This is a genomic window from Kitasatospora sp. GAS204B (assembly GCF_029892155.1).
In the GTDB taxonomy this organism is placed as follows: domain Bacteria; phylum Actinomycetota; class Actinomycetes; order Streptomycetales; family Streptomycetaceae; genus Kitasatospora.
Map to the genome: position 1 here is coordinate 1 of NZ_JARZAG010000020.1, position 17,995 is coordinate 17,995.

Consider the following 17,995-nt stretch of genomic DNA (forward strand, 5'->3'; position numbering starts at 1 on the left):
CGGCTCCCGGCTCCCGGCTCCCGGCTCCCGGCTCCCGGCTCCCGGCTCCCGGCTCCCGGCTCCCGGCTCCCGGCTCCCGGCTCCCGGCTCCCGGCCAGCTTTTTAGTGTATCCCACCCCGTGAGAGAGTATGGACAATTTTCCTTTCAGTAGGGATAGTTGGCCGCCGAAGCTGGCCGAGATCGCCAGGTCGACAGGCGTCGACAGCGCTTGTTCCCACGGCAGCACGGGTAGGCCCTCGTCAGCGAGAAGCTCGTCGATCCCACCCTGGAATGCTGACGATCCCGTCGAAGTGACCAGCAGCTGAACCCGGAAATCGTCATGGAACAGGGGCAGCACGTCCAGTAGGCGTCCGGCTGAAGTCACGTTGTGAATCACCAGCAACACACGCCGCTCCGCCGTCCGGCTCGCCCACCGAGCGGACCCGTCCCCTACCGGTACTCGTATCGGCTGGGGTCCGACTGCCACGTGCTGCCTCCCTGTCATACAGGCCATAAGGCAATCACTTTAGCGATGAACACCACCATGCCGGCCTGGTGGACGGTCCAGCGGATGCTTGCCGCGGTCGGACGGGCGTTCTACCGCTGTCGGCTGTCGTCCGCCCGCGCCTCGGTGGGACCGTCGAGGCCCGGTTCCTCTTCCGCCGCGTGCGGCATGCGCAAGAACAGGGTGTCGAACGCCCCCGCACCGTGATAGGTGAGGATGACCGTTGGGCTGTCGTCCTCGGTGTGCTTTGCCCAGTCCACTCTGGGGTCCCGTCTGACGGGGTGTGGGAACCTCAGGTGCTGCGGTGGGGGCTGGGGCGTGTACGGGGCGTGGGCCGGGTAGGGCGGTATTGCCGTACGGCGGTGTCTGCCCTGCTGTGCCGTGGCTTGTTCCACGCCGCTCGTCACCACGACCGTGACGCCGACGATGATCAACAGGAGCCCGGGCACGGTCGCGGGCTTGATGCCCTGCCCCATGAACCACCACGCGGCGAGCGCCGCCACGGGGGTCTCCAGCAGGAGCAGGACGCTCATCGTCGTCGCCGATGTCCTGCCGAGGGCGAAGTTCAGTGAGCCGAGCCCCAGGATCTGGGGAAGCACGAGCAGTCCGAGCAGTGACAGTTGGGTGGATCTGTCGAAGCCCGTCAGCGGGATGTGGGCCAGCCGGCAGACGACGAGGAGTTCCAGACCGCAGACCAGTGAAGTGAACGTCGAATACAACGGTGTGCTCACATCCGCGCGCGACCGTTCGCTCAGCGCTGTGTACCCGGCCTGGGCGACGGCGCCGAGGAGGGCGAGCAGGTCACCCGTCAGTGCCGTACCGCCGGACCTGATGTCGAGACCGCCCGCCGCGGCCGCTCCCACCACGGACAGCGCGAGACCCGCCGAGGTCCGGCGGGACGCCCGGCGGCCCTGGCCCGCGGCGATGAGGGCCTGCCAGACGGGCTGGGTGGCGACCAGCGCAGTGGACATGGCGACCGAGGTCAGCCGGGTGCTCGTCATGAACGCCGCGAAGTGGAGGGCGAGCGCGGTGGCCGCGAGGAAGCCGAAGACCAGGGGCCGCCACTGTTCCCGGCGCAGCAGGCCGCGCTCGCCCCGCGCGACGCGCACCACCTCGCGACGGCGTAGTAACAGCAGGAGCGGCCCGAGTACCGCGAAGCCGAGGCAGTTGCGCCAGAAGGCCATGGCGAGCGGCGAGGCGGAGGCTGCGGCGGTGAGCGGGGCGGTGGCCGAGACGGAGATCACGGTGACCGCCATCGCCACCATGGACGGCGGATCGAGCTTGGACTTCACGCTTTCGTGGGCGGCCGGTAGGGCGGTCAGCGCACGTTCACCCGGCGTAGCGTGAAGCCGTCGTTCGGTCGGCCGGCCAGCAGGGCGGCCAGGCCGCCGCTGAGCGCGTAGGTCGTGCCCCCGGGGCCGGCCGTGACGGCGCTGGTGACCGGGTCGGTGACGGTGTCGGTGACCGTGACGGTGGCGGACTTCCACTGGTGGGCCGGGCGGACCCGCTGCACGAGGGCGGCCTGTCCGCTGAGCAGTCCGCTGCTGACCGCGGCGATCGACCCGTCCGGCAGGACCCGGATGCTCGCGGTGATGGTCTTGAGCCCGGTGGAGAGCTGGACCTTGGCGGCCTGTTCGGGGTGGTGGACCGGCACTCGCACCAGGCTGCCGTCGGCCATCGCGACGATGAGGATGTTCCCGGGCATCCAGGCGACGGCGCTCATGCCCACGCCGTTCAGGAAGCCCGGGATGTCCAGGTTCCCGGCCAGCAGGTCGTCGCGCAGCAGGACGGAGGCGTGGCCGTGGCGGTCGATGCGGAAGATCGTCGGGGTCAACTCGTCCACGGCGTACGCCGTGCCGTCGGGAGCGATCGTCACGTCGGACACCAGATGCTGCTTGCCGTCGTTCGCGACCTTGTCCAGATCGGCGTACCACTGACGGCGTCCGCTGTGGGCGTCGTAGGCGGCGACCCCCGCGATCCGGAACTTCGTCGCGGGCGTGGAACGGTCGGCCAGTCCGTAGTCGACGTTGGTGGCCACGATCCGGTTCCGTGCCGAGTCCATCCGGACGGCCTGCAGGGACACCATGTCCTTGTCGTCGACGAGGGTCCGCACCGTCCCGTCCGGGCCGACGGAGGAGAGGGTGCTGTGGGCCAGCGAACCCACCACGAAAGTCCCGGAGTTGGGGTCGTAGTCCGCGGAATGCGGGAAGACGCCAGGGCCCTTGGCGGCGATGACGCCGGGTGCCGGCGTGCAGGAGTGACTGTGGCCGGGCGTGGCATAGGCGGCGGTGGCGCCGGTCAGTGCGGTACCGAGTGCGAGGGTCGCGGCGAGGGCCACGGTGATCGCGGAGAACTTCAGCCTCATGGGTCGTGCTTCCTTTCTGCCCCGGCTTGCGCTGACCCTTCGAACTCCAGTTGCTCAAAGGCGAGTTGAGTCGATCCGAGGTCGACAGTGCGTGCTGCTCGTGGCTCCGAGTGTGCTGGCGTCGACGGCTCGCAGCCTGCCCTTGCCAGGGGCAGGCTGTCTGACGTCCCGTTGCCGGATACTCGGGGCATGAACAAGAAGCCGCCGTTGGGAGAGTTCCTCAGGACCCGCCGAGCGCAGTTGCAGCCGGCGGATGTGGGGCTCCCGGACTTCGGAGAGCGCCGTCGTGTGCCCGGGCTGCGCCGTGACGAGTTGGCCCAGCTCGCCGGGGTGGGCCTGTCCTACTACACGCGACTTGAACAGGGCGGCTCGCTCAACGCGTCACCCGAGGTGCTGGAGGCGCTGGCCCGCGCCCTCGGTCTGGACGAGGTGGAGCGCGCCCATCTGCACGATCTGGCCGGCGCGGCACGCCGCACCACCACCTGGCGCAGGCCCGCGCCGGAGCGGGCCGGCGACGCGACCCGGCAACTGGTCGACGCGCTCGGTGACACACCCGCGGTCGTGCTCGGCCGCCGCAGTGACGTACTGGCCTGGAACCGCACCGGACACTCGTTGTTCGCCGGGCATCTGGACCCGCGGATCCCCGATCAGCCCGACCAGCGCCCGAACATGGCGCGGCTGGTGTTCCTGGACGCGCACACCCGGGACCTGTTCGTGGACTGGCCGAAGAAGGCCAGGAACGTGGTCGGCAAGCTCCGGCTCGCCGCCGGGCGGCACCCCGACGATCCCCGGCTGGCCTCGCTCATCGGTGAACTGACCATGAAGAGCCCGGAGTTCGCCACGATGTGGGCCGAGCACGGGGTCAGGAAGTGGGCCCTTGCGGCGTACCGCATGCACCACCCGGCCGTCGGCCGCATGGAGCTCAATCTGCAGTCCCTGAACGTCCCCGGCGAAGAGGGCCAACGCATCGTCGTGGTCACGGCGGGCGCCGACACCGCGTCCGCGGCGGCGCTCTCGCTGCTCGCCCGACTCGACACCCCGACCGCGCCGCGCACCGTGCACGCCGAGCGCACCAGGCACGCCGAAACCGCGGAGCCCACGCCGACGGTCACCAACAGCCCTCGCTGAAGCTGAATCCGGGCGCATACGTCCTGCGAGGCACCCCTTCCCGATACGACACCTTCCTCCAGGGCGCGCCATGTCCGCGCGCCGGAACGGACGAGAACAGCATGAACAAGAAACTGTCAGGAGTAGCCCTGGCGGTCGCGTCCGTCGTGATCGGAACCTTCGGTTTCGCTTCGGTGCCGGCCGCCGCGGCCCAACCCGGCGAGGCGGCCGTCCATGTCGCCGCACACTTCGACCTGGCCTCGGGGCAGACGCCGGAGAACGCGGCCACCGAACCTGACGGCAGTCTCGACGTGACCTTCTCGGTGGCCCGGCAGGTCGCCCGGGTCGATGCCGACGGCTCGACGCACATCCTGGCCACCATGCCGCTGCCGGCTGACGGCGGGGTCAACACGCCCGCTCTGCACTTCGCGGCGACCATGGGGATCGACCGTGACGCCGACGGAACCCTGTACTTCCTGTACGCCGCCGGCACCGCCGACCTGACCGGTGTGTGGCGGCTGCGCCCGCACGGAACCCCGGAGCGCATCGCCGCGCTGCCCGCCGCCGCCCTGCCCAACGGCATGGCGCTGGACCAGCGGCACGGCATGCTCTACATCGCCGACTCGGTGCTCGGCACGATCTGGGCGGTCCCCAAGGCCGGCGGGCCGGCAACCGCGTGGTCGACCGCGCCTGAACTCGCCTTCTCCGGTCTGGCGGGTGCCAACGGACTGAAGATCCACAACAACGCGCTGTGGGTGTCCAACACCGACCAGGGCACCATCGTGCGGATCCCCTTCCTGTCGGGGCGCCGGCCCGGTCCGGTCCAGACCCGGGCCACCGGACTGACCACCGTCGACGACTTCGCCTTCACCGGCCGCGGTGACGAGATCCTGGCCGCGCTCAACCACACCGACCAGGTCGTCCGGATCCGTCCCGACGGCAGCCACTCCACCGTGCTGACCGCCGCGGACGGCCTGCAGAACCCCACAGCGATCCGGGTGCGGTGCGGAACGGCGTACGTGCTCGATGCCGCCTACGTCACCGCCAAGGACCCCAACCTGCTGACCGTGGGCCTGCGGGAGCTGCGCTGACCAGGTCGATGACGACGACGATGACGGTGGGCCGGGTCAGGATCGACCGTGTCGTGGAGCACGAGATGGCGACCCGGCCACCCACGCAGATGTTCCCCGCTCACCTGCGCGGCGGACTGGCTGCCGAGATCGAACGATCCGCCGGCGCGTTCGCCGTCAAGAAGTGGGGTTTCACCACATGAACAGTCCGCCAGTCGTGCGCATGGCCACCGGTCAGGTCCGCGGCGTGGTGGAGGGCGGGTGCGCCGTCTTCCACAGCATCCCGTATGCCGCCGCCCCGGTCGGCGCGGCACGTTTCGCCGCGCCGGGCCCCCCGCCCCGGTGGGACGGGATCCGGGACGCCACCCGGCCTGGGCCGAGTGCCCCCGCGCCGGCCCGGGACTTCGGGCTGTTGGACCTCACCCCGTTGCTCGGGGCCGGCCCGAGCGGAGGTGGGGACTACCTGACCGTCACCGTGAGCACTCCCGGTCCCGGAGGAAGTGGTCTTCCGGTCATCGTGTTCGTGCACGGCGGTGGATTCATCTCCGGCACCGGACAGTCCGAGCTGTACGAGGGCACCTCCTTCGCCCGCGACGGGGTGGTGCTGGTCACCCTGAACTACCGTCTCGGCGTGGCGGGTTGGCTGGACCTGCCCGACGCCCCCGCCAACCGCGGGCTGCTGGACGTCATCGCCGCGCTGCGCTGGGTCGCAGCCAACATCCACGTCTTCGGCGGTGACCCCGCGCGGGTGACCGTCTGCGGGCAGTCGGCCGGTGCGGTGATCGTCGCGTCCCTGCTCGCCTGCCCGCAGGCGGACGGCCTGTTCCAGCGCGCGATCAGCCAGAGCGAAACCGGTGAGTGCGCCTACGAACCGGAGCAGGCCGCACGCGTGACCGGTGCCGTCGCCCAGGCCCTCGGAACCGCCCCCACCGCCGTGGCGCTGGGTGAACTGACCGACGCCCGGCTCACCGCGTTGATCGGAGAACTGCCGCCGATCGATCACGCCGCGCACGGATTCCTGGACACCATGCTGGGATCCAGCCCGTTCAGACCCGTCATCGACGGCATCCTCCTGCACGGACAGCCGGCCAGGACAGTGCTGGCTGCCACCGGAACGGAACTCCTGATCGGCACCACCACGGACGAGGCCGACACCTACACCGTGCCCTCCGGTGTGCTGGACACGGCGACCGATGTCGAGCTGCTCGCCGCCGCCCGACGCCGCGTTGCTGATCCGGAGCAGCAGGTGGCCGCCTACCGGGCACGGTTCCCGGGCGAGAGGCCGGGTCGCCTGCTCTCGCGAGTGATCACCGATACGTTCACCGCCGGCAGTCGTCGACTGGCGCAGGCACACGCCTCCCGATCGGGCGGACGAACCTTCAGGTACGAATTCGCCTGGCGGTCGCAGGCTTTCGCCGGCGCACTGGGCGCCTGCCACTGCCTCGAACTGCCCTTCGTCTTCGATCGCTTGAAGCTGCCCGCCCTGCGGGGTGAGCACGCCCTGCTCGGCACGGGTCGCGCCCCGCTCGAGCTCGCCGCCGAGATGCACGGCGACTGGGTCCGCTTCGCCACCACCGGCGAACCCGGCTGGGACCAGGACACCACCCACCGCTACTGCGCGGGGGACGACCTCGGCCGGCTCCACCCGAAGTAGGTGTGGCAGTCGGTGCCCGCACGGTGGCGGCACTGGACGACTACGCTGGTGCGCGTTGGGGCAGCCTGTGGCGCCCGGCCGGCCGACGGTGTCCGGTCCGGAGCGATGCGCAAGATCGTTCAGAACCGTTGTGAGACCGAGGAGATACCCAGGTGGTAGAGCGCAAGCCCATCGAGTCGTGGTTGACCGACATGGACGGGGTCCTCATCCACGAGGGCACCCCGATCCCGGGCGCCGACGAGTTCATCCGCCGGCTCAAGGAGTCCGGCAAGCCGTTCCTGGTCCTGACCAACAACTCGATCTACACCCCGCGCGACCTGGCCGCCCGGCTGGCCGGCATGGGCCTGCACGTGCCCGAGGAGTGCATCTGGACCTCGGCGCTGGCCACCGCGAAGTTCCTGGCGGGCCAGCGCCCGGACGGCACCGCCTACGTGATCGGCGAGGCGGGGCTGACCACCGCGCTGTACCAGGTGGGCTACGTGCTCACCGACAACAACCCCGACTACGTGGTGCTCGGTGAGACCCGCACGTACAGCTTCGAGGCGCTGACCAAGGCGATCCGGCTGATCAACGCCGGCGCCCGGTTCATCTGCACCAACCCCGACGAGACCGGTCCCTCCACCGAGGGCGTGCTGCCGGCCACCGGCTCGGTCGCGGCGCTGATCACCAAGGCCACCGGCGTCGAGCCGTACTTCGTCGGCAAGCCCAACCCGCTGATGATGCGTGAGGCGCTGAACACCGCCGGGGCCCACTCGGAGAGCGCCGTGATGATCGGCGACCGGATGGACACCGACATCGTGGCCGGCATGGAGGCGGGCATGGAGACGGTGCTGGTCCTGACCGGGCTCACCTCGAAGGACGACATCGAGCGGTTCCCGTACCGGCCGACCCGGGTGGTCAAGTCGATCGCGGATCTGATCGAGCTGGTCTGACGGACGCTCAGGGGGCGGGCCCCGGCGGGCGCGGGCCGGGCTCGGGCGAAGGTTGTCGGCGCGGCTGTGTAGCGTGCGGGATGAACGATGGCGGACGGGCCGCTGGGGCCCGCCCGGTTGGGGAAGGTTGATGTGGTGACCGAGGTCGCTGAGGTGGACACCGTGCCGGACGACGAGCGCGGGGGAGAGTTCGAACTGCCGGAGCCCTGGCGGGAGGTGCTGGCCGCCGAGACGGAGCAGCCGTACTTCGCGCAGCTGGCCGAGTTCGTCGCCGCCCAGCGGGCCGAGCACGAGGTGTTCCCGCCGCGCGGGCGGGTCTTCTCGGCGCTGGCCGCCACCGGCTACCAGGACGTGCGGGTGCTGGTGCTGGGCCAGGACCCGTACCACGACAACGGCCAGGCGCACGGCATGAGCTTCTCGGTGCTGCCCGGGACGAAGACCCCGCCCTCGTTGCGCAACATCTTCAAGGAGCTGCACAGCGACCTGGGCCTGCCGGTGCCGGACAACGGTTACCTGATGCCGTGGGCCGAGCAGGGCGTGCTGCTGCTCAACGCGGTGCTCACGGTGCGCGCGCACGAGGCCAACTCGCACAAGGGCAAGGGCTGGGAGAAGTTCACCGACGCGGTGATCAAGGCGGTCAGCGACCGGCCCGAGCCCTGCGTCTTCGTGCTCTGGGGCAACTACGCGAAGAAGAAGCTGCCGCTGATCGACACCACGCGGCACGCCGTGGTGCAGGGCGCGCACCCCTCGCCGCTGTCGGCCAAGCTCTTCCTCGGCAGCAAGCCGTTCTCGCAGATCGACGCGGCGCTGGCCGGCTTCGGCGGCAAGGCCATCGACTGGCGGATCCCGGATCTCGGCGCCTGACCCGGCGCGTTGACAGCGGGGTGAGGAGGCGTGAGCCCCTGTGGCGGAGTGTCGCCGCAGGGGCTCACGAGCGTCGGTATCAGCCGGCGGTGCCCAGGAAGCTCTCCCAGCCATTGGCCGGCGCCTGGCCGACGTTCAGCGTCCGCAGCTTGCGCAGCGTTGACTCGTCCTGCGCCTCCAGCCAGTCCACCAGCTGACGGAACGACACCAGGCGCACCTCGGGCTGCCCGGCGATCTGCTTCAGCGCCGTCTCGACGGCGTCCATGTAGATGCCGCCGTTCCACTGCTCGAAGTGGTTGCCGACGAAGAACGGCGCCCGGTTGCCGTTGTAGGCGCGGTTGAAGCCCGCCAGGTAGGCGCCGGCGGCCTGGGTGTGCCACTCGTCGTGCTTGCTCGGGTCGCCCTTGGGGTCGCCGTTCGACTGGTTGGCCATGATGTTGTAGTCCATCGAGAGGACCTCGAAGGGCTTTCCCGGGAACGGGATGGACTGCAGCGGGAAGTTCCAGACCTGCCCGTTCTGCACCTTCTGCGGCCAGGTCTGCTTCTCGCCCGGCGAGCTGGCGTCGTACTTCCAGCCGAGCTTGGCGGCGGTCGGCAGCAGCCCCTTCTGGCCGTCCAGGCACGGGGTGCGCCCGCCGATCAGCTCCTTGGTGTAGTCGAAGGGCAGCGGCGGCAGGTCGGTGAAGCCGGTGTTGGTCTTCCACTGGGTGACGAAGGAGACCGCCTGCTGGATCTCGCTCGCCCAGTCGTCCGGCGACCAGCGGTTGACGCCGTTGTGGTCGGGGCGGGTGGAGCAGAAGTGGCCGTTGAAGTGGGTGCCGATCTCGTGCCCGTCCAGCCAGGCCTGGCTGATCAGCTTGATGGTGTTGCGTATCGCGCCGTCCGACAGGTACGGGATGTCGGAGGCGCCGATCGAGTGCTGCGGCGGGTGGTACAGGCTGGTCTTGGTCTTCGGCAGCGTGTAGATGCCGGAGAGGAAGAAGGTGAAGGTCGCCTTGTTCTCCTGGGCGAGCTTCAGGAAGCGGTCGAACTGGCCGTCGTCGGTGGCGCCGGCGCCGTCCCAGGAGAAGACCACGAACTGCGGCGGGCGCTGACCGGGGGCCAGCTTGTCGGGCTTGGGCTGGTTCGGCTGCGGGCCGGTGTCGGCGGTCGAGCCGTCGCCGATCGGGGTGACCTTGCCGGACGGCGAGGCGCTGGGCGCCGGGCTGCCGCTACCGGGCGTGCCGGTCGGTGAGTTGCCGGCCGTGACCGCGTCCGAGTGGGAGGTGCCGCTGCCGCACGCGGTGAGGGCTCCCAGGGCCGCGGTGGCCGCCGATGCGCTCAGCACTTTCCTGCGCGAGATGCTGCTCATGGTCTCCCCAGCCAGGTCAGGTCTGGTCGCTCGGCGGGTGGGCGGGAGCGATCAGGAAAAATACGGCAATTGATCAGTATTTTTAAAGAAGGATGTCATGGAGCGCTGCTTGGATCCAAGCAGGCTCGGTGAGTCATGACACGTTGCACAGGACGGCCGGAAGTCGATCGGCGGCTGCGGGCAGGGGAGTTCTGTTGCAGTCCTGAGACACTCGGTCCCGCTCCGGGCCGATCGTGCGGGAGGCGTCAGGCCGCGTCGGCGGCGGCCGTCGACAGGCGGCGCTGCCGGTGGACCAGGCGGGCGACGGCCGCGCTGATCGAGGTGGCGGCGACGCAGGAGACCAGCATGCTCAGCCAAGCGGTGTTGAACCAGTGGCTGTTCAGCCAGCCCAGGGTCACGATGTAGCCGGCCCAGACCAGCGCGGCCAGCGCCGACCAGCGCAGGAAGCGGTGCGAGGGAGCCGGGGAGTGCCCTATCGCCAGGTCCAGTACGGTCCGTCCACCCGGCACGAAGCGGGCCACGATCACCACCGTGGCCGCCGTCCGGCTGGTCCGCCCCTCCAGCGACTGCCCCATCTTGCGCACGCTGGCGGCCAGTTGGGGACGTTTGGCGAGCCGTCGGCGCAGGAACGGGGCGCCGCGCCGGGCCAGGGTCAGCAGCAGGACGTCACCCAGGAAGGAGGAGAGGGCGACGGCGGCCGCCAGGAACACCGGTGCTCCGGCTATCCGGTCGGTCTTCAGCACGGCCAGGATCACCAGCGTGCCGCTCGGCAGGAACGGCAGAAAGGCGTCGCCGAGCACGGCCAGCACGGCCAGCACGCAGAACCAGGACGACGTCGTGAGCGTCGCGCTTCCCATGATCCAACTCCCTCCGGACCGCCCGGAGAGACAGGTGGCTCAGGTCGCCTACGCTATCGGCTCTTCATGAACCTTTGCTAAGTGCCCCCCTGAACGGCGGGTGGACAGCGTCGGGTCGGCGCTGCTAACGCCTCTCTTGCGTCGCGTGGTGAGAGTGAGCGGGGGCGAAAAGGCGTGAGCCCCTGCGGCGGGGTGTCCGCCACAGGGGCTCACGAGGGTCGCCCGGAACTGGTCCAGCCCGTCGGCGTTGCTGAGGAGTGGGGTGCTGGTGGGCGCCCCGCTGTGACTCCAAGCCTGCCAAAGAGGGGCGCTGTCGCGCGAGATCGGCGCCTGGCGAGATCCGGCGCTGGCGTGATCCCGCCAGCACGCTGGGCGACGGCCCGCGATCACCGACACCCGCGGTCACCGACGCCCGCGGTCACCGACGCCCGCGGTCACCGACGGACCGTCAGCCGAGCAGCGGGTCCGGCACCGCCTGCCACGGGCGGGCCAGCACGATGAACGAGGCGAGCGCCGCCAGCGCCATCCCGAGGATCACCACCGCCATCGGCAGCGCGCTGTCGTGCCCGCCGAGCCCCACCAGCGCGGGCGCGATCGCCCCGGTGAGGAACTGCACGGTGCCCAGCAGCGCGGAGGCGGTCCCGGCGGCGTGCGGGGCGCGCTGCAGGGCCAGTGCCGAACTCGGCGGCGACACCACGCCGAGCGCGCCCGCCATCACGAACAGCCCGGCGGTCAGCCCGGCCAGCCCGCCGCGGTGACTCACCGCCATCAGCACCAGCGCCGTCCCGGACAGGGCGAGCAGCACCGCGCCGGTCAGCTGGATCCGGTGCGAGCGGTAGCGGCCGAGCAGCCGACGCCCGGTCAGCTGGGACAGGGCCACCAGCCCGGTCTCGACCAGCGCGAAGAGCAGGCTGTAGCGCTGCGCCGAGCCGTGGTAGACCTCCTGCACCACGTACGGCGACCCGGCGATGAAGGCGAAGAGCGCGCCGAAGCCGAAGGCCACCGTCAGCAGGTAGGCGGTGAACAGCCGGTCGGCCAGCAGGCCGCGCATGGTCCGCAGGGTGTCCGGCAGCCCGCCGCGCCGGCGACGCGCGGGCGGCAGCGTCTCGCGGACCAGCAGCGCCGAGGTGACCAGGATCACCACGCCGAGCACCGCCAGCACCCCGAACACCCCGCGCCAGGAGGTGAACCGCAGCAGCTGCCCGCCGAGGATCGGCGCCAGCAGCGGCGCCGCCCCCGAGACCAGCATCAGGGAGGAGGCGAAGCGGGCGGCCGCCAGGCCGTCGAACAGGTCCCGGACCACGGCCCGGGAGATCACTATTCCGGCCGCGCCGGACAGGCCCTGCACCAGGCGGCAGACGATCAGCACCCGGACGTCGCCGACCAGCGCGCAGCTGGCCGTGGAGAGCACGTACAGGCCCAGGCCGATCAGCAGCGGACGGCGCCGCCCGAGCGCGTCGCTGAGCGGGCCCGCCACCAGCTGGCCGAGCGCGAGGCCGACCAGGCAGGCCGTCAGGGTCAGTTGGACCAGCGCGTCCGAGGTGTGCAGGGCGCCGGTGATCCGGGGGAGCGAGGGGAGGTACATGTCCATCGACAGCGGCGCGAGCGCGCTCAGCGAACCCAGCACCAGGGTCAGCAGCAGGCCGACCTTGCGGAGGGCGCCCGGGGAGGCGTCCGCGGGGGCGGCGAGCGGTGCGGTGGCCGAGGCGGGCGAGTGCGACATCGTCCCACCGTAGGGCCTGCGGCCGGGAACAGCGTGCGGCCGGGAACAGCGTGCGCCCGGGCGCTGTTGTCCGGTGCGGACAGGCAGTGTGCAGCGGAAGGCGAGAACTGATGAGCGGCGAGGACCAGCGGCAGAGCGGGCAGGGTGCCGGCGACGGCAGCCGGCAGGACGTCAGGCAGGACGTCAGAGGGGTCGCGCGCGGCACCGCCCCCGCCCCGCTGTCGATCCTCGACCTGGCCACCGTCGGCGCCGGCTACACCGCAGGCCAGGCGCTGGCCGCCAGCACCGAGCTGGCCCGCGGCGCCGAGCAGTGGGGTTACCACCGCTTCTGGGTGGCCGAGCACCACGGCATGCCGGGGGTGGCCAGCTCCACCCCCGCCGTGCTGCTCGCCCACCTCGGCGCGCACACCAGCACCTTGCGGCTGGGCTCCGGCGGCGTGATGCTGCCCAACCACGCCCCGCTCGCCGTCGCCGAGGAGTTCGGCCTGCTGGAGGCGCTGCACCCGGGCCGGATCGACCTGGGCCTGGGCCGGGCCCCCGGCACCGACCCCGCCACCGCCCGCGCGCTGCGCCGCGGTGAGCACGAGGACCCGGACGACTTCCCGCGCCGGCTGGCCGAGCTGACCCACTTCCTGGACGGCGACTTCCCCGACAGCCACCCCTACGCCCGGCTGACCGCGGTGCCCAGCGGCCCCGAGCGCCCGCCGATCTGGCTGCTCGGCTCCTCCGGTTTCAGTGCCCAGCTGGCCGGTCGGCTCGGTCTGCCGTTCGCCTTCGCCCACCACTTCAGCGGTGCCAACACCGTCCCGGCGCTGGAGCTGTACCGGGAGAGCTTCCGTCCCTCGGCGGTGCTGGCCGAGCCGTACGCCCTGATCGGTGTCAGCGCGGTGGCCGTCGCCGAGGGCGGGGTGCCCGAAGCACGCCGGCTGGCCGCCTCGGCCGGGCTCGGCATGCTGCGCCTGCGCCGCGGCATGCCCGGGCTGATCCCGACGCCCGAGGAGGCGGCCGCCTACCCCTACAGCCCCGCCGAGGCCGACTTCCTGGACGACTGGCTGGGCAACGTGGTGCTGGGCGGTCCGGACGAGGTCGCCGACGGCCTGGAGGAGCTGCGCAAGCGCACCGGCGCCGACGAGCTGATGATCACCTCCCGGGTGCACGGCCACCAGGAGCAGTTGCGCTCGTACGAGCTGATCGCCCAGGCCTACGGGCTGACGGCGGGTCAGTAGCCGGCATCGCGCAGCCCGCGCGGCAGCCGCTACGGCCGCAGCGCGGTGTGGCCGGCGGCCGGCTGCTCGGCCGCGGGCAGCCGGTCGGTGCCGCGTGGCTGGTCGGCCCCGGCAGGGCGGATGCGCCCCTCCCGCAGTATTCCGGCGACCAGCGCGGCCTCGCCGGGCCGGGCGAAGTACCAGCCCTGCGCGGTGTCGCAGCCGGTCAGCCGCAACCGCTCGGCCTGGGCCGCGCTCTCGATGCCCTCGGCGGTGACGGTCAGCCCCAGGTCGTGGGCGAGGCGGACCATCGCGCCCACGATCTGCTCGTCCGCCTCGCTGCGCCGCGAGCGCAGGTCGGGGCGGCCGACCGGGGCGGGGTCGCGGAAGCCCTCGATGAAGGTGCCGTCCAACTTCAGCGCGTGCACCGGCAGGCGGGAGAGGTAGGCGAGGTTGGAGTAGCCGGTGCCGAAGTCGTCGATGGCGATCCGCACCCCCATGTCGGCCAGCGCCTGCAGTGCCTGCAGCGGTCGGCCGCCCGGCCCGAGCACCGCGCTCTCGGTCAGCTCCAGCTGGAGCAGCCGGGCCGGCAGTCCGGTGCGCTCCAGCACCTGGGCCACGTCCGCCACCACGTCGGAGTCCCAGACCTGACGGGCCGCCAGGTTGACGCTCACGAAGGCCTCGGTGTCCGGGAACTCGGCCAGCCAGCCGCGCGCCTGCCGGCAGGACTCCTCCAGCACCCACTTGCCGAGCGGCACGATCGCCCCCGACTCCTCCGCCAGCGGGATGAACCGGTCCGGCGAGAGGGTGCCGAAGCGTGGATGGCGCCAGCGGACCAGCGCCTCGGCGCCGTGCACGGTGCCGTCCGCCAGGCCCACCAGCGGCTGGTACTCGACGGTGAACTCGCCGCGCTCCAGGGCGGGGCGCAGCGCCGTGGAGAGCAGCCGGCGGGTCAGCTGGTGGGCACCGCGGTCGCGGTCGTAGAGGGTCCAGCGGGCCCGGCCGTCGGACTTGGACCAGTAGAGGGTGGCGTCGGCGTCCTTCACCAGGTCGGTCGGGCTGGTGCCGTTGACCGGCCGCTCCACCACGCCGACGCTGGCGGTGACCGCGAGCCGGTGCCCGGCCACCTCGAAGGGCCGCTCCAGCACGGTGAGCACCTGGGCGGCGAGCTTGGTCAGCTGCTCGCTGCCCTCGCTGTCGGCGACCAGCACGGCGAACTCGTCACCGCCGAGCCGGGCCACCAGCAGCCCTTCGTCGGCGCTGAAGCGCCGCTCCAGCCGGGCCGCGACGGCGGTCAGCAGCTGGTCGCCGATGTGGTGGCCGAGCGTGTCGTTGATCGCCGCGAAGCCGTCCAGGTCCAGGTAGCAGACCCCGACCCGCCGTCCGGCCTCGACCTCCCCCGGGCGCTGCGGGGAGGGCAGGCAGGCCGCGTTGAGCCGCTCGAAGAAGAGGGTGCGGTTGGGCAGCCGGGTGAGCGGGTCGTGCAGCGCCTGGTAGGCCAGCCGGTCGCCGAGCCGGCGCCGCTCGGTGATGTCCTCGAACATCGCCAGCGTGTAGAACGGCTCGCCCTCGGCGTCCCGGACCAGCGAGATGGTGACGCTGCTCCAGACCTCGCGCCCTTCACGGTGCTTGAGCCGCTTCTCCACCCGCAGCCGGTCGCGCCGGCCGGCCACCAGCTCGCGGTAGAGCCGGCGCGGGGTGTCCTCGGGGTCGATGATCTCGTGGATGTGCATCCGGGCCAGCTCGGCGACCTCGCGGCCGAGCATCGCGGCGAACGCCGGGTTGGCCTCGATCACCAGGTCGTCGGTGTCGACCAGGACCATCCCGATGCCCGCGTCGGCGAAGGCGGCCCGGAGCCTCAACTCGCTGGCCCGCAGCGCGGCGAGCAGCTCGCCGGCATCGGCCACGGGGACCGTCACCACGGGCGCGGCGCCGGCCAGCAGCTCGGCGGGCAGCGGGGTCGCGCAGCTGGGGCACTGGACGGTGGGGCGGCCGTCGGCCGGGTCCGGCGAGGCCGCGTGGCCGTCGGCCGGCTGCCCGTCGACCGGGTGGCTGCCGGCCGGTTGCCGGTCGACCGGCAACGGCGAGGCTGGGCGCAGCGCGTCCTGTCGCACGCCATTGCGGTGTGCGTCGGCCCCCTCGTTCCGGCCTCGCACTGCTCGCTCCCGTCCGCCGCTGACGCTCGCTTGCCACACGCTCTTTCGCGCCGCTGCCGCCGACTGCGGGCCGACCGGTTTCAGCCGGACCGGCCCGTTGTCAAGAAGTAGAGCGCTGCGCCCGATCATAGGCCGCGTGCGGAAGCCTGGGCCACAGCCGACAGGGTGATTCGCCGTGTTTCGGAAGAGGCCGGGCGTGCAACAGACACGCCCCCGGCGGGCACCAGGTGGTGCGCGCCGGGGGCGTGCGCGGGGCGATCTGCGCCTCGGGGGCCGCAGTGCTGGCTAGTGCCGCGTCAGGCCAGTTCGGCGCTGAGCGTGATGGTGGTGCCGGTCAGCGCCTGGCTCACCGGGCAGTTCTTCTTGGCGCCCTCGGCCGCCTCCACGAAGGCTGCCGCGTCCAGCCCGGGCACCTCGCCGCGTGCGGTCAGGTGGATGCCGGTGATGCCCTCGCCGGGCTGGAAGGTCACGTCGGCCCTCACCTCCAGGCGGGTCGGCGGGGTGCCGGCGCCGGTCAGGCCGTGCGAGAGCGCCATCGAGAAGCAGGCCGAGTGGGCGGCCGCGATGAGCTCCTCGGGGCTGGTCTTGCCGTTCGCCTGCTCGGCGCGGGAGGGCCAGGAGACCGGCTGGGTACCGATGCCGGACGAGTCGAAGGTGACCTCGCCCGATCCCTTGATGAGCTCGCCCTGCCAAACCGTGTGAGCGGTGCGCGTAGTAGCCACGATCGGTACCTCCTGATGCACAGTGAGAGACAGTCGGTGTGTCAGTTCCGGTCACGCCGGGCCCAGCCTACTGCTCGACGGCCGCCACTCAGGGGAGCTGACAGAAGGTCACCTTGGCGCCGCTCGGGTCGGTGCACGGCACCATCCGGCCGTACGGCGAGTCGAACGGGTCGCGCAGCACCCGGCCGCCCAGCCCGATCACCTGGTCGGCAGCGTGGTCCGCCTCGGGCACCGCGAAGTAGGTCGACCAGTGGGGCTGCGGCACCGCCGCCCGGTAGCGGCCGCAGACCGGCAGCCCGGCCGAGCCCGGCACGCTCCACGCCGTGTAGTCGAAGGCCCGCCCGTCGCCCACCTGCTTCTGCTGGTACGGGAAGAGCTCGGCGTAGAAGGCGTCCGCCGGCTCGGGCTCGGGCGTGGTGAGCTCGTGCCAGCACATCGCCCCCGCCTCCCCGTACACCGCCGCGCCCTGGTGGCCGCCGGCCTGCCAGAGTCCGAAGGCCGCGCCGGCCGGGTCGAAGGCGTAGGCGAGGCGCCCGGCGCCCGGGACCTCGTGCGGACCGAGGACCGCGGTGCCGCCGGCCCGGGCGACCCGGTCGTAGACGGAGTCCAGTTCCCGGGTCGCCAGGTAGACGTTCCAGGTCGGCGGCAGCTTGTCGCCGCCGGCCGGGGGCGGCATCAGCGCGGCGGCCGGGCGCCCGTCCAGCAGGCACATGGTGTAGCCGTTGTAGTCGGCGCCGAGCTCCTGGAACTCCCAGCCCAGGATCGGGCCGTAGAAGTCCTGGACGCCGAGCGGATCGGCACAGGTCAGGTCGACCCAGCAGGGGGCGCCGTCGGGGTAGGAGTCGCGCAGGGGCATGGAGGGGGCCTTTCGGGCTGGGGATCGCTGTCTGTGCGTCAGAATCCGACCGCCCGTCACCGTCCGCAACCGGAACGCGCCGTACGGTACCCGCTGTGCCGTGGGGTGCACTGTCCACATGGCGGACGATCGGCGCAATCCGGGCGAACCCTCGCCGGGTCGCCTGTTAGATTTGCCCGGCCCGCGCGCCGGGCAGTCCCCAGGCCGCCGGCCCCAGTCCGCGCTCGGCCCCCGTGGCCGGGGCGCCCGAACCGGAGCAGACCCGATGACCGAGCAGCCCGCGCCCGACCGCACCACCTCGCTGGACGACGTGGACGACGCCGTCCGCGCCGAGCTGGCCGCCCTGCGGCAGAGCATCGACAACATCGACGCCGCGATCGTCCACATGCTGGCCGAGCGCTTCAAGGCCACCCAGCGGGTGGGCACCCTGAAGGCCGCCCACCGGCTCCCCGCCGCCGACCCGGCCCGCGAGCGCGACCAGATCGACCGGCTGCGCGAGCTGGCCGCCGGGGCGCGGCTGGATCCGGTCTTCGCGGAGAAGTTCCTCAACTTCATCATCGCCGAAGTGATCCGCCACCATGAGGCGATCGCGAGCGATGCGATGAGCGGCCGCAGCCCGTCCGCGTGAGGTTTCGCGGGTGCGGCCGG

At 71.9% G+C, this 17,995-nt stretch carries 16 protein-coding genes and 1 pseudogene; 8 read left to right on the forward strand and 9 right to left on the reverse strand.

Features of this window, described 5'->3' with window-relative positions; genetic code table 11:
* The 3 genes and pseudogenes from P3T41_RS24895 to P3T41_RS24905 form a co-directional block, all read right to left on the reverse strand.
* Positions 1 to 485 (reverse strand): annotated as a pseudogene (locus tag P3T41_RS24895) (hypothetical protein); the annotation flags it as partial.
* Between the two features lie 92 nt (positions 486 to 577).
* Positions 578 to 1,777 carry a DMT family transporter gene (locus P3T41_RS24900; protein ID WP_280692473.1) on the reverse strand — a complete coding sequence of 400 codons (1,200 nt, stop codon included), beginning with the start codon at positions 1,775 to 1,777 and terminating at the stop codon, positions 578 to 580.
* A gap of 26 nt (positions 1,778 to 1,803) precedes the next feature.
* Entirely contained in the window at positions 1,804 to 2,850 is a 1,047-nt protein-coding gene (locus P3T41_RS24905; protein ID WP_280692474.1) for a hypothetical protein, read from the reverse strand.
* A 189-nt stretch (positions 2,851 to 3,039) separates the two neighbouring features.
* On the opposite strand from P3T41_RS24905, the gene P3T41_RS24910 reads away from it, so the two are divergent.
* The 6 genes from P3T41_RS24910 to P3T41_RS24935 all read left to right on the forward strand — a co-directional run bounded on the left by P3T41_RS24910 (position 3,040) and on the right by P3T41_RS24935 (position 8,477).
* Positions 3,040 to 3,978, forward strand: coding sequence for a helix-turn-helix transcriptional regulator (locus P3T41_RS24910; protein WP_280692475.1), 939 nt, complete (start codon positions 3,040 to 3,042; stop codon positions 3,976 to 3,978).
* A 101-nt stretch (positions 3,979 to 4,079) separates the two neighbouring features.
* Positions 4,080 to 5,048 carry a hypothetical protein gene (locus P3T41_RS24915; protein ID WP_280692477.1) on the forward strand — a complete coding sequence of 323 codons (969 nt, stop codon included), beginning with the start codon at positions 4,080 to 4,082 and terminating at the stop codon, positions 5,046 to 5,048.
* An 8-nt stretch (positions 5,049 to 5,056) separates the two neighbouring features.
* Entirely contained in the window at positions 5,057 to 5,230 is a 174-nt protein-coding gene (locus tag P3T41_RS24920) for a hypothetical protein (protein WP_280692479.1), read from the forward strand.
* Entirely contained in the window at positions 5,227 to 6,681 is a 1,455-nt protein-coding gene (locus tag P3T41_RS24925; RefSeq protein WP_280692481.1) for a carboxylesterase family protein, read from the forward strand. The genes P3T41_RS24920 and P3T41_RS24925 overlap by 4 nt, the downstream gene beginning before the upstream one ends.
* Before the next feature lie 152 nt (positions 6,682 to 6,833).
* A complete protein-coding gene (locus P3T41_RS24930) occupies positions 6,834 to 7,613 on the forward strand; it encodes an HAD-IIA family hydrolase (RefSeq protein ID WP_280692483.1) in 780 nt (259 codons plus the stop codon).
* Between the two features lie 135 nt (positions 7,614 to 7,748).
* Positions 7,749 to 8,477 carry a uracil-DNA glycosylase gene (locus P3T41_RS24935; protein WP_280692485.1) on the forward strand — a complete coding sequence of 243 codons (729 nt, stop codon included), beginning with the start codon at positions 7,749 to 7,751 and terminating at the stop codon, positions 8,475 to 8,477.
* A 79-nt stretch (positions 8,478 to 8,556) separates the two neighbouring features.
* Here the strand turns inward: P3T41_RS24935 and P3T41_RS24940 are convergent, their stop codons facing one another.
* The 3 genes from P3T41_RS24940 to P3T41_RS24950 form a co-directional block, all read right to left on the reverse strand.
* On the reverse strand, positions 8,557 to 9,828 hold the full coding sequence (locus tag P3T41_RS24940) for a hypothetical protein (protein ID WP_280692488.1): 1,272 nt from the start codon (positions 9,826 to 9,828) through the stop codon (positions 8,557 to 8,559).
* A gap of 245 nt (positions 9,829 to 10,073) precedes the next feature.
* Positions 10,074 to 10,685, reverse strand: coding sequence for a hypothetical protein (locus P3T41_RS24945; protein WP_280692490.1), 612 nt, complete (start codon positions 10,683 to 10,685; stop codon positions 10,074 to 10,076).
* A gap of 448 nt (positions 10,686 to 11,133) precedes the next feature.
* Positions 11,134 to 12,408 (reverse strand): multidrug effflux MFS transporter, encoded by a 1,275-nt coding sequence (locus tag P3T41_RS24950; RefSeq protein WP_280692491.1) that lies wholly within the window; start codon positions 12,406 to 12,408, stop codon positions 11,134 to 11,136.
* A gap of 110 nt (positions 12,409 to 12,518) precedes the next feature.
* On the opposite strand from P3T41_RS24950, the gene P3T41_RS24955 reads away from it, so the two are divergent.
* Positions 12,519 to 13,634, forward strand: coding sequence for an LLM class flavin-dependent oxidoreductase (locus P3T41_RS24955; protein WP_280692493.1), 1,116 nt, complete (start codon positions 12,519 to 12,521; stop codon positions 13,632 to 13,634).
* A 29-nt stretch (positions 13,635 to 13,663) separates the two neighbouring features.
* Here the strand turns inward: P3T41_RS24955 and P3T41_RS24960 are convergent, their stop codons facing one another.
* The 3 genes from P3T41_RS24960 to P3T41_RS24970 all read right to left on the reverse strand — a co-directional run bounded on the left by P3T41_RS24960 (position 13,664) and on the right by P3T41_RS24970 (position 17,347).
* Positions 13,664 to 15,520 (reverse strand): EAL domain-containing protein, encoded by a 1,857-nt coding sequence (locus tag P3T41_RS24960; protein ID WP_280692704.1) that lies wholly within the window; start codon positions 15,518 to 15,520, stop codon positions 13,664 to 13,666.
* Positions 15,521 to 16,065: 545 nt separating this feature from the next.
* Entirely contained in the window at positions 16,066 to 16,491 is a 426-nt protein-coding gene (locus tag P3T41_RS24965; RefSeq protein WP_280692495.1) for an OsmC family protein, read from the reverse strand.
* Positions 16,492 to 16,579: 88 nt separating this feature from the next.
* Positions 16,580 to 17,347, reverse strand: coding sequence for a VOC family protein (locus tag P3T41_RS24970; RefSeq protein WP_280692497.1), 768 nt, complete (start codon positions 17,345 to 17,347; stop codon positions 16,580 to 16,582).
* Positions 17,348 to 17,612: 265 nt separating this feature from the next.
* Between P3T41_RS24970 and P3T41_RS24975 the strand changes: the two genes are divergently transcribed.
* Positions 17,613 to 17,975 carry a chorismate mutase gene (locus P3T41_RS24975; RefSeq protein ID WP_280692498.1) on the forward strand — a complete coding sequence of 121 codons (363 nt, stop codon included), beginning with the start codon at positions 17,613 to 17,615 and terminating at the stop codon, positions 17,973 to 17,975.
* Positions 17,976 to 17,995: the final 20 nt, after the last annotated feature.

What these genes read in the sequence shown, in the direction of transcription:
- P3T41_RS24905 (WP_280692474.1), bottom strand. Translation starts at nt 2,850, where the DNA reads ATGAGGCTGAAGTTCTCCGCGATCACCGTGGCCCTCGCCGCGACCCTC.
- P3T41_RS24910 (WP_280692475.1), top strand. Translation starts at nt 3,040, where the DNA reads ATGAACAAGAAGCCGCCGTTGGGAGAGTTCCTCAGGACCCGCCGAGCG.
- P3T41_RS24915 (WP_280692477.1), top strand. Translation starts at nt 4,080, where the DNA reads ATGAACAAGAAACTGTCAGGAGTAGCCCTGGCGGTCGCGTCCGTCGTG.
- P3T41_RS24920 (WP_280692479.1), top strand. Translation starts at nt 5,057, where the DNA reads ATGACGACGACGATGACGGTGGGCCGGGTCAGGATCGACCGTGTCGTG.
- P3T41_RS24925 (WP_280692481.1), top strand. Translation starts at nt 5,227, where the DNA reads ATGAACAGTCCGCCAGTCGTGCGCATGGCCACCGGTCAGGTCCGCGGC.
- P3T41_RS24940 (WP_280692488.1), bottom strand. Translation starts at nt 9,828, where the DNA reads ATGAGCAGCATCTCGCGCAGGAAAGTGCTGAGCGCATCGGCGGCCACC.
- P3T41_RS24945 (WP_280692490.1), bottom strand. Translation starts at nt 10,685, where the DNA reads ATGGGAAGCGCGACGCTCACGACGTCGTCCTGGTTCTGCGTGCTGGCC.
- P3T41_RS24950 (WP_280692491.1), bottom strand. Translation starts at nt 12,408, where the DNA reads ATGTCGCACTCGCCCGCCTCGGCCACCGCACCGCTCGCCGCCCCCGCG.
- P3T41_RS24955 (WP_280692493.1), top strand. Translation starts at nt 12,519, where the DNA reads ATGAGCGGCGAGGACCAGCGGCAGAGCGGGCAGGGTGCCGGCGACGGC.
- P3T41_RS24970 (WP_280692497.1), bottom strand. Translation starts at nt 17,347, where the DNA reads ATGCCCCTGCGCGACTCCTACCCCGACGGCGCCCCCTGCTGGGTCGAC.
- P3T41_RS24975 (WP_280692498.1), top strand. Translation starts at nt 17,613, where the DNA reads ATGACCGAGCAGCCCGCGCCCGACCGCACCACCTCGCTGGACGACGTG.